18 protein-coding genes are annotated in these 14,264 nt (G+C 71.5%); 1 reads left to right on the forward strand and 17 read right to left on the reverse strand.

Features of this window, described 5'->3' with window-relative positions; translation table 11 throughout:
- Position 1: 1 nt before the first annotated feature.
- Entirely contained in the window at positions 2 to 577 is a 576-nt protein-coding gene (locus ABZ887_RS17305; protein WP_361289582.1) for a M23 family metallopeptidase, read from the forward strand.
- A gap of 166 nt (positions 578 to 743) precedes the next feature.
- Here the strand turns inward: ABZ887_RS17305 and ABZ887_RS17310 are convergent, their stop codons facing one another.
- The 17 genes from ABZ887_RS17310 to ABZ887_RS17390 form a co-directional block, all read right to left on the reverse strand.
- Positions 744 to 1,301 (reverse strand): helix-turn-helix domain-containing protein, encoded by a 558-nt coding sequence (locus tag ABZ887_RS17310; protein WP_361289863.1) that lies wholly within the window; start codon positions 1,299 to 1,301, stop codon positions 744 to 746.
- Between the two features lie 128 nt (positions 1,302 to 1,429).
- Positions 1,430 to 2,272, reverse strand: a complete 843-nt coding sequence (gene whiG / locus ABZ887_RS17315) for an RNA polymerase sigma factor WhiG (protein WP_089098491.1) — start codon at positions 2,270 to 2,272, stop codon at positions 1,430 to 1,432.
- 322 nt (positions 2,273 to 2,594) lie between these two features.
- A complete protein-coding gene (dprA, locus tag ABZ887_RS17320) occupies positions 2,595 to 3,740 on the reverse strand; it encodes a DNA-processing protein DprA (RefSeq protein ID WP_361289586.1) in 1,146 nt (381 codons plus the stop codon).
- On the reverse strand, positions 3,737 to 5,347 hold the full coding sequence (locus tag ABZ887_RS17325; RefSeq protein ID WP_361289590.1) for a YifB family Mg chelatase-like AAA ATPase: 1,611 nt from the start codon (positions 5,345 to 5,347) through the stop codon (positions 3,737 to 3,739). Before ABZ887_RS17325 ends, dprA begins: the two co-directional genes overlap by 4 nt.
- Before the next feature lies 1 nt (position 5,348).
- Positions 5,349 to 5,750, reverse strand: a complete 402-nt coding sequence (locus ABZ887_RS17330; RefSeq protein WP_361289593.1) for a YraN family protein — start codon at positions 5,748 to 5,750, stop codon at positions 5,349 to 5,351.
- 106 nt (positions 5,751 to 5,856) lie between these two features.
- Complete coding sequence (locus tag ABZ887_RS17335) at positions 5,857 to 6,165, reverse strand: DUF2469 domain-containing protein (protein ID WP_008745401.1); 309 nt, start codon at positions 6,163 to 6,165, stop codon at positions 5,857 to 5,859.
- Positions 6,166 to 6,221: 56 nt separating this feature from the next.
- On the reverse strand, positions 6,222 to 6,737 hold the full coding sequence (locus ABZ887_RS17340) for an NUDIX hydrolase (protein WP_361289596.1): 516 nt from the start codon (positions 6,735 to 6,737) through the stop codon (positions 6,222 to 6,224).
- Positions 6,727 to 7,512, reverse strand: a complete 786-nt coding sequence (gene lepB, locus ABZ887_RS17345; RefSeq protein ID WP_361289599.1) for a signal peptidase I — start codon at positions 7,510 to 7,512, stop codon at positions 6,727 to 6,729. The genes ABZ887_RS17340 and lepB (ABZ887_RS17345) overlap by 11 nt, the downstream gene beginning before the upstream one ends.
- Before the next feature lie 115 nt (positions 7,513 to 7,627).
- Entirely contained in the window at positions 7,628 to 8,590 is a 963-nt protein-coding gene (gene lepB / locus ABZ887_RS17350) for a signal peptidase I (RefSeq protein WP_361289603.1), read from the reverse strand.
- Complete coding sequence (gene lepB, locus ABZ887_RS17355) at positions 8,490 to 9,632, reverse strand: signal peptidase I (RefSeq protein WP_361289606.1); 1,143 nt, start codon at positions 9,630 to 9,632, stop codon at positions 8,490 to 8,492. The genes lepB (ABZ887_RS17350) and lepB (ABZ887_RS17355) overlap by 101 nt, the downstream gene beginning before the upstream one ends.
- On the reverse strand, positions 9,625 to 10,320 hold the full coding sequence (lepB, locus tag ABZ887_RS17360) for a signal peptidase I (protein WP_361289609.1): 696 nt from the start codon (positions 10,318 to 10,320) through the stop codon (positions 9,625 to 9,627). The genes lepB (ABZ887_RS17355) and lepB (ABZ887_RS17360) overlap by 8 nt, the downstream gene beginning before the upstream one ends.
- 83 nt (positions 10,321 to 10,403) lie before the next feature.
- Positions 10,404 to 10,754 carry a 50S ribosomal protein L19 gene (gene rplS / locus ABZ887_RS17365; RefSeq protein WP_089098499.1) on the reverse strand — a complete coding sequence of 117 codons (351 nt, stop codon included), beginning with the start codon at positions 10,752 to 10,754 and terminating at the stop codon, positions 10,404 to 10,406.
- 136 nt (positions 10,755 to 10,890) lie between these two features.
- Complete coding sequence (trmD, locus tag ABZ887_RS17370) at positions 10,891 to 11,724, reverse strand: tRNA (guanosine(37)-N1)-methyltransferase TrmD (protein WP_350780345.1); 834 nt, start codon at positions 11,722 to 11,724, stop codon at positions 10,891 to 10,893.
- Entirely contained in the window at positions 11,721 to 12,275 is a 555-nt protein-coding gene (gene rimM, locus ABZ887_RS17375; protein WP_361289614.1) for a ribosome maturation factor RimM, read from the reverse strand. Before rimM ends, trmD begins: the two co-directional genes overlap by 4 nt.
- A gap of 105 nt (positions 12,276 to 12,380) precedes the next feature.
- The gene (locus ABZ887_RS17380; protein WP_003973401.1) at positions 12,381 to 12,620 is read right to left on the reverse strand and encodes an RNA-binding protein; all 240 of its coding nucleotides are present in this window, start codon (positions 12,618 to 12,620) and stop codon (positions 12,381 to 12,383) included.
- Positions 12,621 to 12,625: 5 nt separating this feature from the next.
- Complete coding sequence (gene rpsP, locus ABZ887_RS17385) at positions 12,626 to 13,045, reverse strand: 30S ribosomal protein S16 (protein WP_089098502.1); 420 nt, start codon at positions 13,043 to 13,045, stop codon at positions 12,626 to 12,628.
- A gap of 327 nt (positions 13,046 to 13,372) precedes the next feature.
- Positions 13,373 to 13,969: a hypothetical protein gene (locus tag ABZ887_RS17390; protein WP_093498845.1), complete on the reverse strand. Its 597-nt coding sequence runs from the start codon at positions 13,967 to 13,969 to the stop codon at positions 13,373 to 13,375.
- Between the last annotated feature and the right edge of the window lie 295 nt (positions 13,970 to 14,264).

Genomic DNA, 14,264 nt, shown 5'->3' on the forward strand with positions numbered 1-14,264 from the left:
CATGCGACGCGCGATGCGATGGACGTGGGCGGCGACGGCGTTGCCGCTGATCCTGGGGGCGACTGCGGCCCGGGCCTGGGTCGGGGCGGAGGGCCCGCCGCCCCCTCCCGAACCGCCCGTGCCGGCGATCGCCCGCGCCTGGCCGGTGGGGGTACGGCCCCCGGTCCTGCGCGGCTGGGAACCACCGGCGACGGTGTACGGCCCCGGGCACCGGGGGGTCGACGTGGGGGCGTCCGCCGGGGAGCCGGTACGGGCGGTGGCGGCGGGCCGGGTCTCCTACGCGGGGCGGGTGGCGGGGCGGGGTGTGGTGTCGGTGCTGCTGACGGGCACGGATCTCCGCACGACGTACGAGCCGGTGACGGCGACGGTGAAGAAGGGGCAGGTGGTGGCGGCCGGGGAGGTGGTGGGCACGGTGGAACCCGGGGGTGTGCACTGCGGAGCTCGTTCATGCGTGCACTGGGGGTTGCTCAGGGGGGACGTGTACCTGGACCCGTTGCTGCTGTTGCCGCCGTGGCTGCTGGACCGGGGGCCGTCGAGACTGCTGCCGGTGCTGGGGGTTCCGCTGCCGGAGGGGTGACGGCCGGTGTCCGCCTGCGGGCCGGTGGGGGCTGGTCGCGCAGTTCCCCGCGCCCCTAAAGGGGCACTTAGCTGCGGGCAGGCGTGCCGCAGGGCGGCACGGGTGGGCGCAGCGGCACCCGGCAAGCGCCGGTAAGCGTCCCCACCCCGGCCCCGCCCCACCCGCGTCAGCCCCGCACACCCCGTAGCGCCATCGCCACGGCCGCGTCCGTGATCACCACCGGGTCCTCCGCCGCCCCCAGCTCGATCCGCCGGACCGCGGCATCCACAACTCCCTGCACCAGCATCGCCGCAAGCCGCGGCTGCCCGTGCCCCAGCTCCCCCAGCGCCTCCACGATCATCGCGACCAGCCCGCCGTGCGCGGCCCGGATCTTCTCCCGCGCCCCCGCGTCCAGTTCGCTCGCCGAGATCGCGACCACCGCGCGGTGCCGCCGGTCCCCGACCAGGGCCAGCTGCTGCCGCACATACGCCTCGACCTTGTCCTCGGCGGAAGCCGCCCGCTCCATCGCCGCCTCGACCTCCGCCGCCCACACCGGGAAGTCGGCCTCGCACAGCTCCTCGACCACGGCGGCCCGGGAACGGAAGTACTCGTAGACGGACGACCGCGCGAGCCCCGTGCGCTCGGCGAGCGCGGGGAACGTCAGCGCCTCCGTCCCGCCCTCGGACAGGAGGGACCGCGCCGCGTCCAGCAGGGCGGCTCGCTGCATCGACCGGTGCTCGGCCACGGAGGCCGCTCGAATCCTTGGCACGTCAACCACTCTACGGACGCGCCGGGCCGGAGGGGAGGCAGCACGACCGGTACACGGCCCACCCGCCCACGGGCGACGGCCGAAAACCTCCGCCGGAACCGCCCTCAACGGCCGAAACTCGCCAGCTTCGCCCGCAGCTGCAGCACCGACTTGGTGTGGATCTGGCTCACCCGGCTCTCGGTGACCCCGAGCACGTTCCCGATCTCGGCGAGCGTGAGCCCCTCGTAGTAGTAGAGGGTCACCACGGTCTTCTCGCGCTCCGGCAGCGTGTTGATCGCCCGCGCCAGGAACCGCCGCAGCTCCCGGTCCTCGGCCACCTCCACGGGGTTGTCCGCGGCGGTGTCCTCCAGCGTGTCCATCACGCTCAGCCCGTCGCCGCCCTCTCCCCCGACGTGCAGCAGCTCCTCCAGCGCCACCACGTTGGCCAGCGACAGCTGGCTGAAGACGGCGTGCAGCTCGTCCACCTCGATGCCCAGCTCGGCGGCCACCTCGCCCTCCGAGGGAGTGCGCCGCAACCGCGCCTCCAGCGTGGCGTAGGCCCGCTCCACGTTCCGTGCCTTCTGCCGGACCGAGCGCGGGATCCAGTCCAGCGCCCGCAGCTCGTCGATCATCGCGCCCCGGATCCGGGTGATCGCGTACGTCTCGAACTTGATCTCGCGGTCGACGTCGAACTTCTCGATCGCGTCGATGAGCCCGAACACCCCCGAGGAGACGAAGTCGGCCTGCTCCACGTTGGGCGGCAGACCCACGCTCACCCGCCCGGCCACGTACTTGACCAGCGGCGAGTAGTGCAGGATCAGCTGTTCCCGCAGCCGGTCGTCCCCCGTCGCCTTGTACGACCGCCACAGCTCGTCGAGCGTCGAGGGAGCGGGCGGCCGCACGCTGCCACCGTCACGGGCGGCTGGGGGGATCGCCGCCCGGTCGGACCCGGAGGTGTGCTGGGGCATTCGTCGCCTTGTGCCGTTCTGCCGTGAAGTGCCGTGATGTGCCGTGATGTGCCGTGAACTGCGGTGAGCGGGGAGTGAAAGCGATGATTGGGCGAGGTGTCGTTCTCATGTCGGTTGGCACGTTCTGCGCCAGGCCTTTCGTGAGCGTAGCGTGACTGAGGAGTCGCGGTGCGCGAACAGCGAGGCTCCACCCCTGCGCGAACCCCCTGCACGGCGCGCCCCACCGCGCTCGGCGCGTCGCTCTGCGTGATCGGCCGGAAGCGTCAACTCCGGGAATTCCCAAGGGCGTCGGGGGTTCCCCCGGACGGCCGAACACGCTCGGTCAGCACCGGCTCCGACCGGCCCGGACCGAGATCATCGCCTGGCGTGTCAACTTCCAGCCGTCGCCGTGTCGTTCGACGTAACCAAGTGCTCGGAGTTCGTACAGCCTGGCGACGGCCTCGTCCTCGGACGTCTGCGCGCCGCGTGCCACCTCTTCGGGTGAGGCCGGCCGGTTCCCGGGCAGGGCGGCCAGGACCTGCCGGGCTGTGGGTTCCAGCAGGTCACGCGGGAGAACGGGGCCGCGTCTGGCCGGGGCCAGCTCGCCCATGTCGCCCACGAGTTCGACGACCTCCGCGGCGTCGGTGACCAGCACGGCCTCTCCGCGGAGCAGCTCGTGCACCCCGGCCGAGAGGCCGCTGGTGGCCGGTCCGGGCACGCCCATGGTGAACCGGCCGAGCCGCTGCGCCGCCCGCGCGGTGACCAGCGAGCCGCTGCGGTGGGCGGCCTCCACGACGACGGTGCCGGTGGTGAGGGCCGCGATGACGCGGTTGCGGAGCACGAACCTGCTCGGCGTCGGGTGCTCGCCGGGCGGCAACTCCCCCACCACCAGTCCCTGTTCGGCGATCCTGTTGATCAACTCGGTGTGGCCCCTGGGGTAGGGCCGGTCGACCCCGCAGGCCAGCACGGCGACGGTGGCCCCGCCGGCGCCGAGGGCTCCGCGGTGGGCGGCGCCGTCGACTCCGTAGGCGCCGCCGGACACCACCACCCAGCCGCGCTCGGCGAGCCCCGCGGCGAGGACGGCCGCCATGTGGGCGCCGTACTCGGTGCAGGCACGGGCTCCGACGACGGCGACGGCCCGGAGCGCCCACATCCGCAGACTGGGCCGGCCGCGCACCCACAGGCCGAGCGGGCGGCCATCGCCGAGGTCGTCGAGCTGGCTGGGCCACTCGGCGTCACCGGGACACACGAACCGCGCACCCGCCGCCCGGGACACGGCGAGGTCCGCCCGGGGATCGGCCTGCGCCGCCCTGGCCAGCAGCCCCGCCCACCGCTTGGCGCCGACGCCCGGCAGGGCCTGCCCGCCGCCGCGCAGCCGGTCCGCCACCTCGCGCACGCCCCGCTCCCGCACCCAGCGTCCGGCGGCCTCGTCGCCGGGCTCCACGACCCGGGCCAGAAAGACCCGGGCGAGCAGCTCGGCGTCGCTCATGGGGCGATCCCTTCCAGGACCGCGCCGCGCCGGACGCCGGTGCGCAGCTCCAGGGCCAGGTTGACGTCGTTGGCCGAGGGCCGGTCGCGGCCCGCCAGGTCGGCGAGGGTCCAGGCGACCCGGAGCACCCGGTCCAGGCCGCGGGCGGTGAGCAGGCCCCGGTCGAGGTCCAGCTCGGCCTTCAGCAGCGCGCCCGGCTGGACGTGCCAGCGGGTCCGGAGCTCGTGGCCGGGGACCTCGCTGTTGGTCCGCCAGGGCAGCCCTTCGTAGCGGTGGGCGGCCCGCTCCCGGGCCGTGCGCACCCGGTCGGCCACGGCGGCGGAGGGCTCGGCGCCGGTGTGCAGCCGCAGCAGTTCCTCCCGCGCGACCGGTTCGACGGTCACCCTGAGGTCCACGCGGTCCATCAGGGGGCCGGAGAGCCGGGCCCGGTACCGCTTGATCGAGGAGGGCCGGCACTCGCAGACGTCGCCGGGGGTGCCGTGCCGTCCGCAGGGGCAGGGGTTTGCGGCCAGGACCATGAGGAACCTGGCGGGCATCCGCAGTATCCCGGCGGCCCGGGCGATGACGACGTGGCCCGACTCCAGGGGCTGGCGCAGGGCGTCCAGGACGCTGGCGTGGAACTCTGCGGCCTCGTCCAGGAAAAGTACGCCGTTGTGAGCCAGGGACACCGCCCCGGGGCGCGGCAGGCCGGTTCCGCCGCCGACCAGGGAGGCCATGGTGGCCGAGTGGTGCGGGGAGCAGTAGGGCGGCCGGTCGACCAGGGGGTGGCCCGGTGGCAGCATCCCGGCGACCGAGTGGACGGCGGTGACCTCCAGGGACTCCTGCCGTCCCAGCTCGGGCAGCAGCCCCGGCAGCCGCTCGGCGAGCATGGTCTTGCCGGCACCGGGCGGGCCCTTGAAGAAGACGTGATGGCGTCCGGCCGCGGCCACCTCCAGGGCGGCCCGGGCCACGTGCTGGCCGGCGACGTCCGCGAGGTCGGGTGCGTGGTCGCCGGTGGCGAGGCCGGTGCCGAGCCCCATGCCGGGGAGGGCGAGCCCGGCCATGAACGGGTCCGGGCGGATCTCGCCGGGGACGGGCTCCTCGTCGGGCACCGGTTCGTCGGTGAGGACCGCGATCAGCTGGCGCAGACTGCGGACGCCGAGCACGGACACCCCCGGCACCAGCGAGGCCTCCGGCACCGCGCTCTCCGGCACCACCACCTGCTCGTAGCCTGCGTCGGCGGCGGCCAGCACGGCGGGCAGGATGCCCCGGACCGGCCGGACCCGGCCGTCCAGGCCCAGTTCCCCGATCATCACGATCTCGGCGAGCACCCGGGGATCGATCCGCTCGGCCGCCCCGAGCACGGCGGCGGCGACCGCCAGGTCGAAGCCGCTGCCGCTCTTCGGCACGGACGCCGGGCTCAGCCCGACGGTGAGCTTCTTCGAGGGCCAGGAGGCGCCCGAGTTCACCACCGCGGCCCGGACCCGGTCCCGGCTCTCCGTCAGGCTCTTGTCCGGCAGCCCCACCAGGGTGAAGGCCGCCACCCCGGGCTCCAGGTCGGCCTGGACCTCGACCACCACGCCCTCGACGCCCACCAGCGCCACCGAGCAGGTACGCGCGAACCCCATCTCACGCCACCCCCCGGGCGTGCTCGACCACGGGCGCCCCGCGCTGCGGCAGGAGCACGCCGACCACGTCGATGCGGACGCCGCCCGGCGGTGCCCCTCCGTGTGCGTGGATCCAGTGCTCGGCGAGGCCGCGCAGGCGCTGCGCCTTCTCCGGGGAGACCGCGGCCATGGGGTGCTCGAAGACACCCGCCCGCCGGGTCTTGACCTCGCAGACGACCAGGACGTCCCCGTCCCGCGCCACGATGTCGATCTCGCCCGTCCTGCCGCAGCGCCAGTTGCGCTCCAGGACCGTCAGACCGGCCTCGGCCAGCCGTCGTGCGGCCAGCGTCTCGCCGTACCTGCCGAGTGCACTGCGTGCCCGATTCGTGCGTGCCCAATTCGTGCGTGCCTGATTCGTGTTCATGTCGGCACCACCTCCGGTGCCAACGGTCACGCATCCCCCGCCAAGAAGTTGATCTTGGTGAGTTACTCAGCGGTTGTGGACAACTCCGTCACCCACATGAGCCACCTCAGCCGCCCGGAAGCTCCAGGTCGGTCTTGTTCAGCTCTTCGATATTCACGTCCTTGAACGTGAGGACACGGACCTGCTTCACGAAACGGGCCGGCCGGTACATGTCCCAGACCCAGGCGTCCGCCATGGACACCTCGAAGAACACCTCGCCCTGGACCGAGTGCACCTGCATCTCGTAGTCGTTGGTGAGGTAGAAGCGCCGCTCGGTCTCGATCACGTATTTGAACAGACCGACGACATCGCGGTACTCCCGGTAGAGCTTCAGCTCCATCTCGGTCTCGTACTTTTCGAGGTCCTCGGCGCTCATGGCATGTTCCCCTTCAGCCGTGCGATCCCACCATTGTGCGCCAGTCCCGCGCGCCCCTAGACGATTTCCGTGTCAAGGGTGACGGGCCCGGCGGGGGGACCTTCGTCGAGCAGCCTACGGAACAGCTCGGCGAGTCTGGTCGGATACACCGTCTCATGTGCCCGGGTCAGTTCCTGGCACGTCCACCAACGTGCTCCGGCCATACTGCGCCGCTCCAGCTCCGTCAGGGCCGTGGCCTCGGTGACCGTCTGCGGCGTACGGGCCAGGTAGTACCACTCGTCCTGGTCCCAGCGGCGGCCGGCGAACGGGAAGGAGCACGTCCGCCGCCACAGCACCGGGCCGAGCTCGACGTCCGTGATGCCGGTCTCCTCGGCGAGTTCCCGCAGAGCGGCCTGCTCACGGGTCTCCTCGCCCTCCAGACCGCCGCCGGGTGTGAACCACCAGTCGTCGGCCGGATCGTCGGGCTCGTGGCCGTGCAGGAGCAGGATGCGGTCCTCGGGGTCGAGCAGGACCACCCGGGCCACCTTGCGCAGGCCGTCCTCCGACACCCCCTCCAGCGCCTCAGCGGGCACCGGCGGGCTCCGTACGGGCACGGGTGCGGAAGCGGCCCAGCAGGTTTGCGACCGGGCCGTAGGCGCCGCCCGCGAGGACCAGCACGCCACCGGCCACGATCATGAACTCGATGACGCGCAGCGGACCCGGCTGGGAGAGGGCGCCCAGGGTCTCGAAGCCGGTCGGGCGCTTGAGCAGGCCCTTCATCGGCCAGATCACGGAGTCCACCCGGGCGGTGACGGCGGTGCGCGCGACCGTGCCCTGCGCCGCGTCCGTGAGGTGGGCGGTGGAGTCCAGGGAGCCCTGTCGCTCGTCGCCGAGGAGGAAGAGCCGGCCCTTGGGGACGGTGACGGTCGGGAAGCCCTGGAGCTCGGCCGCGCTGCCCGACGGCAGATACGGCTCGTCGATCTGCTTGCCGTTGACGGTCAGCTTGCCGTCGGTGCAGCAGGCGACCGTGTCCCCGCCGACCGCGACCACGCGCTTGACGACGTCCGCGTTGGTGACCCAGCTCTTGTCCTTGAAGACGACGACGTCGCCCCGGCGCACCTCGCTGCCGTCGATGCGCTGGCCGAGGACCCGGTCCCCGGCGTCGATCGTCGGCGTCATCGAGGTGGTGGGCACGGTGTACGGCCGGTAGACCACCGCTCCCCAGCCGAATCCTCCGAGGAACAGCACGATGCCCAGGGCGACGGCGATCCCGGACAACCGCTGTCCGAGCCTGCTGCCGGCCTGTGCCGCACTCGTGCTGGTGGCTCCGCCGCTGCGCGGGGCCGTACGTATCGTGCTGTCGCCCATGAGGCCGCACCCTACCCGGCGGTACCGGGCAGGGGCAGCCCTTCTTCGGCGGCCCTGGTCACAAGCTCCCCAAGGGCTTCACATGGGTCGGTCAGGAGAGGCGTGCGGGAGGCGGTCAGCGCTTGCCGGCGGCCGCTCGCTGGTCGAACTTCCGCTCGATGCGGTCGCTCCGGCGGCGGCGCCACACCACGACGGGCAGGACGGCGGCGACGGCCACGCCCTGCGGTGCCACCGTGAGGGAGGCAGCGGCGGACGACTGCGTGTTGATGCCGCTCTGGTCGAAGGTGCTCGGGACCGGCAGCGTGCCCCAGCGGTTGATCGGCCAGGCCTTGACGATGGCGCGGCCGACGACTTCCTTCACCGGGACCATGCCGTGGTGCTTGTCGGACTGGTTGTAGCGCGAGTCGCGGGAGTTCTGGCGGTGGTCTCCCATCACCCAGATGTAGCCCTTGGGCACCTTCACGGTGAACTGGCCGCCCTGGTCGTCGACGCTGCACGGGGTGTTGCCCGGGTACACATAAGGCTCGTTCAGCGGGTGGCCGTTGACCATGAGCGGGCCGCTGCCCTTGCAGGAGACGGTGTCGCCGCCGACGCCGACGACCCGCTTGATCAGGTCCCGCTCCTCGGCGGACGGCATCAGGCCGATCCAGCTGAGGAAGGTCTGGATCGCGTTCGGCTGGGCGGTGGGCTCGCCCGCCAGCCAGTCGTCCGGGTCGTGGAAGACGACGACCTCGCCGCGCTCCGGCTCGGAGCCGAACCACGGGGTGAGCTTGTCGACCAGGACGCGGTCACCCTGCTGGAGGGTGTTCTGCATCGAGTCCGACGGGATCGAGAACGCCTGCACCAGGAACGTCTTGATCAGCAGCGCCAGTACCAGCGCGATGACGACCAGGATCGGCAGCTCCTTCCAGAAGGAGCGTGGCTTCTTCGGTGCGGGCGCCGCCGACTCGCCCGGGTCCCCGTCGGTACCCCCGCCGTCACCGCCGGAGTGCGGACCGTCCACCGGGGTGCCGTCCCCGCCGGGCCCGGTACCGTTCCCGGAGGTCGAGACGCCGTCTGCGGGGGGGACATTCTCCACAGGGCGCCCGCTGTGCTCCTCGCCGTCGTGGCCCGACCGCGCGCCAACCGCCACATCCCCCACGCCAACTCCTTACTCCGTGCCGCCGCCCGCGCCATCCCCGGCGCAGGCCCACCACTCCCATAACGAGCGGGAGTTCCGCAGGGCTCGGGAGTTGGATGTATCCGTTCGGATCGTCGGAGGCAACCCTATGCGACAGCTGGGGGGCCGCGGTCGACCCCGACCCGGAGTCAGAAACGCTTGCGAAGGTTTTAGGTTCGTCGAGCTTGGTCCAGTGGCCGACGGGCCAGCCGATCATCATGGCCCGGCCCACCACCGAGGTGACGGCGACCGTGCCGCCGTAGTCGGTGTCCTGGTGCGCCCGGGAGTCGGCCGAGTTGCCCCGGTGGTCGCCCATCACCCACAGCCGTCCCTCCGGCACGGTGATGTCGAACTCCTGGGTGGAGGGGGCGTTCCCCGGGTACAGGTAGTCGCCCTCGGTCAGCGGTACGCCGTTGACGGTCACGCGGCCCTGCGCGTCACAGCACTTGACGCGGTCGCCGCCGACGCCGATGACCCGCTTGATGAGGTCCTTCTCGTTGGCGGAGGGCAGCAGGCCGATGAAGGTGAGCCCTTCCTTGACCTGTTTGACGCCGACCGGGTCGTTCGCCTGGGTGGTCTGCTCGTCCGCCAGCCAGCCGCCCGGGTCGTGGAAGACGACGACGTCCCCGCGGTGCGGCTTCCACCCGAACCACGGGGTGAACTTGTCGACCAGGACGCGGTCCCCGATCCGGATCGTCTGCTCCATGGAGCCCGACGGGATCACGAAGGCCTGCACGAGGAACGTCTTCAGCACGAGCGCTATCAGGACGGCCACGCCGACCAGCAGCGGTATCTCCCGCACCGCCCCGCGCCGGCGCCTGCGCTTGACCTTGCGCTGCAGCTTGCGCCGCTCCGCGCGGGAACGGCCGCCGGACGAGCCGGAGGTGCGCCGGGCTCCGGTGGGAAGCAGGTTGGCGGCCGCGTCGACCGGGACGCCGCGCGGCTTGCCCCGGTTACCCATGGGACGCTCCGGCCGACGGCACGCGCGCGTAGGCGGCGGGACGGGTGAGGCGGGTCCAGTGGGCGTACGGCCAGACGATCCAGTCGGCCCGGCCGATGACCCTGCCGACGGGGATCATGCCGCCGCCGGGCGAGCCGAGGTGGTCGCGGGAGTCGCTGGAGTCGCCGCGGTGGTCGCCGAGCACGAAGAGCGTGCCGTCGGGGACGTCGACGTTGAAGGGCACGGTGGAGGGGGTGTCCCCGGGATAGAGGATCGCGGTCTCGTCGACCGACCGGCCGTTCACTTCGATCCTCCCCTTCTTGTCGCAGCAGACCACGTGGTCTCCTCCCACACCGACGACGCGTTTGATGTAGTCGGCGTCCCCGAAGTATCCGGAGCCGTCGAACACCACGACGTCTCCCCGGCGCGGCCCGGCACCGAAACGGTACGCCAACTTATTTACGAGAACGCGGTCCCCGATCCTCAATCCCTGTTCCATGGATCCGCTGGGAATCTGGAATGGTTGCGCCACGAAAGTGTTGAGGACGAGCAAAAACGCCAGGCAGGCGAAGAGGGTGAGGGTGATCCAGCCACCCGGCAGCCAGTCGGTGACCCGCGCCACCAACGCGAAACGCGACCGGTCCTCCGCGGCCTCTGGTTCGGGGCGGGAGGAGCGGTCGCGCTCCGTCTGCTGTGCTTCGGTGTCCATCGGGGCCAGATGCTATCCGGCCCTGATGTGACTCCTTCTTACCGGCTCGTCCGCCTACGGCTTCCGGGTGCCGGCACGCGACATCACTTGTCGCGCTTCTCCTTGATCTTCGCGGCCTTGCCGCGCAGGTCGCGCAGGTAGTACAGCTTGGCGCGACGCACGTCACCACGGGTGACGAGCTCGATCTTCTCGACGATCGGGGTGTGCACCGGGAAGGTGCGCTCGACGCCGACGGAGAAGGAGACCTTGCGGACCGTGAAGGTCTCGCGGACACCGCTGCCCTGGCGGCGGATCACAACGCCCTTGAACTGCTGCACACGGGAGCGGTTGCCCTCGATGACGCGGACGTGGACGTTGACGGTGTCACCCGGGCGGAAGGCCGGGACGTCGCTGCGCAGCGACGCGGAGTCGACGGTGTCGAGCAGGTGAGACATTTCGTCTGCTTTCCTCGCGGATGCCACAGGTCATCAGCGGAAACTAGGTGTGCCATGAGGACTGCCGTGCGGGTCGGGGCGGGCGTCGTGTCCCCCTGCGGCAGGGGCGCACGCCGGACGGACGCACAACAGCGGTCTATTCTTCCACGCCCTCTGGCCTGCGCCAAAATCGGCCGTGGGGTTCGCCCTCCGGGTCCGGGGCCCAGCCCAGGATGGAGAGCATCTCGCGGTCCTTCTTGTCGAAGGCCTTGGGATCGCAGCGCTCGATCAGGTCGGGCCGGTGCGCGGTGGTCCGCTTCAGCGCCTCGTCGCGGCGCCAGCGGGCGATCTTGCCGTGGTGGCCGCTGAGCAGCACGTCCGGGATGTCCCGGCCGCGCCACACCGGCGGCTTGGTGTAGACGGGGCCCTCCAGGAGGTTCGCCATCGCGCCGGGTGCGAAGGAGTCGTCCCGGTGCGACTCGGCGTTGCCGAGGACGCCGGGCAGCAGCCTGGCCACGGCCTCCGTGATGACCAGGACGGCCGCCTCGCCGCCGGCGAGGACGTAGTCGCCGATGGAGACCTCGTAGACCGGCATCCGGGTGGCGTACTCGTCCATGACGCGCCGGTCGATGCCCTCGTAGCGGGCCGGCGTGAAGATCAGCCAGGGCCGCTCGGAGAGTTCGACGGCGAGTTCCTGGGTGAAGGGGCGACCGCTCGGGGTGGGCACGATCAGCGCGGGCGCGTGCGAGCCGGTCTCGTAGCCGTCGGCGAGCGCGGAGTCGAGGGCGTCGCCCCAGGGCTCGGTCTTCATGACCATGCCGGGCCCGCCGCCGTACGGCGTGTCGTCGACCGTGTTGTGCCGGTCGTACGTCCAGGCGCGCAGATCGTGGACATGGACGCCGAGCTGCCCACGCGCGCGTGCCTTGCCGACGAGCGAGACGTTCAGGGGTTCGAGGTACTCGGGGAAGATCGTGACGACGTCGAGCCTCATGCGTCGTCGTCCCCGGAGTCCCTGGACGAGTCGATCTCCGCGCGGTCGTCGATCAGGCCGGGCGGCGGCGCGACGACGGCCCGCTGCCCCTCCAGGTCGATCTCGACGACGATCTCCTCGACGAAGGGGATCATGACCTCGCTGCCGTCGGGCCGCTCCACGATGAAGAGGTCCTGGGAGGGCAGGTGCGAGATCTCGGTGATCCGGCCGACCTCGGTGCCGTCCTCGGTGACCACGTCCAGGTCGATGAGCTGGTGGTCGTAGTACTCGTCCTCGCCCTCGGGCAGCTCCTCCGGGTCGATCTCGGCGATCAGGAGGGTGTTGCGCAGGTTCTCGGCGCCGGTGCGGTCCTTGACGCCCTCGAAGCGCAGGAGCAGACGGCCGCTGTGCACCCGGCCTGTCTCGATGGTGAGCGGTCCCGTGGAGGCGGGATCGGTGGCGAGTACGGCGCCGGGCGCGAGCCTGAGCTCCGGCTCGTCGGTGCGTACCTCGACGGTGACCTCGCCCTTGATGCCGTGGGCGCGGCCGATCCGTGCGACTACCAGCTGCACTGTGCCTGTTCTCCTGTCATCTCCTGCTCGTACCACCTCATACGACTACGGGCCGGGGACGGCCGGTAGCGGCCCTCCCCGGCCCGAGCCGGTGCTGCGAAAGCGTCAGCGGACGTGGTCCACGTCGACGAGGTCGACGCGGACTCCGCGGCCGCCGATGGCGCCCACGACGGTGCGCAGGGCACGCGCGGTGCGGCCGTTGCGGCCGATCACCTTGCCGAGGTCGTCGGGGTGCACCCGGACCTCCAGCACGCGCCCGCGACGCAGGTTGCGCGAGGCGACCTGCACATCGTCGGGGTTGTCGACGATGCCCTTCACGAGGTGCTCAAGCGCCTCTTCGAGCATGCTGCTCAGGCCTCGGTCGACTCGGACTCAGCCGCGGCCTCGTCCTTCTTCTCAGCCTTCTTCTTCTGGGTGATCGCCTCACCCTTGCCCTCGTCGTCACCGCCGAGCGCCTCGAACGACGGACGCGTGGCCTTCGGAGCGGCAACGAGCAGCGGCGCCGGGGCGGGCTCGCCCTTGAACTTCTGCCAGTCGCCGGTCTTCTTCAGGATGGCGAGCACGGGCTCGGTCGGCTGCGCGCCGACACCCAGCCAGTACGCGACGCGGTCGGCGTCCACCTCGATGACCGACGGGTTGTAGGTCGGGTGGTACTTGCCGATCTCCTCGATCGCACGGCCGTCACGGCGAGTGCGGGAGTCGGCGATGACGATGCGGTAGTGAGGCGAACGGATCTTGCCCAGACGCTTCAGCTTGATCTTGACTGCCACGGGAGTGGGTTCTCCTGGTTTTGACGTGGTTGGGCACGGCGAGACTGCCGCGTGGGGTTGCGGTACCCGAGTGCCCGATGGACGCGTCAGCCGGAGGAGAGAGGGGTCCTGTGCGGCTGTCGAGTACAGCTAGCCATTGTGCCACACCCTGCGGGTCGCTTTTGGCCGACGGGTGGGTACGGGGTGCGCGGGCATGCCGGAGAGGCACCCGGCGTGGAGGTGAGGTCACGTCGGGTGCGCTGCCCGGCGCCGGCGGGGCGCCGTCCGCGCCCTGCCTGCGGGCCGATCGGCATGGCAATGGCCACGGCTGCCACGAGCAGCCGTCCCTTATGCCGCGCCGACGACCTCCGGGATGCGGAACGGCTTGCCGCAGCCGCCGCAGACGATGGGGGCCTGGGCCAGGACCGACGGGACCACCCGGACGTTGCGACCGCAGTCGCACACCGCCTTGACCCGGACGCCGCCGCCGGAGGAGCCGTGGCGGGCGGCCGGGCCGCGGAAGGTGCGGGAGGTGTCGGCGGAGGTGGCCACCGTGTGCGCCTTGAGGGCGCGCTGCAGTCTCTCGATGGTCGGGCGGTAGCGTCGCTTCGCCTCGGGGTTGAGCGTGACCAGCGAGAAGCCGCTGCTGGGATGCGGCTCGTCGGGGTGGTCCAGGCCCAGCTCCTCGGCGATCGCGAGGAATCGGCGGTTGTGGTAGCGGCCGGCCCGGGAGGTGTCGCGGACTCCACGGGAGGCGGCGATGCCGTGGACTGCCTCATGGAGCAGTCGTTCGAAGGAGAGTTCGTGACCGCACGCGGACGACGACTCCCCGATCAGGGACTCTGGCGCGGCAAGGTCCGGCAGCTCGGGGTGGTACCGCTGAATGTCGGCCCACGCCTCTGCCAGCTCTGCGGCGAGAACAGGTGGTGTCTGTGTCGTGCTCACGTAATGAGAACGAGCGGGAGTGCCCCTGTGTTCCTATTCCGGGGCATCCCAAATAATTTGCACGTACCCGTCAGTTGCCGCTGATGTGTGGAGACGAGTACGGGTGCGCTGATCTGCGGAGAAGCCTCACAGCTCATACCAAGCCGGTGCGTAGTCTGACGTACGACCCGCCACGTACCCCTGGCCCGGACGCCTGGACGGCGAAGGCCGGTGGATGCGCAAGAGGCGTTTCGGTCGCTCTCGTGGCGGGAGTCCCCTCCCGGTCAGCGTCCGCGGCGGCCCCGACGTTACCCGC

Origin of the sequence: Streptomyces sp. NPDC047061 (assembly GCF_040643955.1) — a bacterium.
Classification (GTDB): domain Bacteria; phylum Actinomycetota; class Actinomycetes; order Streptomycetales; family Streptomycetaceae; genus Streptomyces.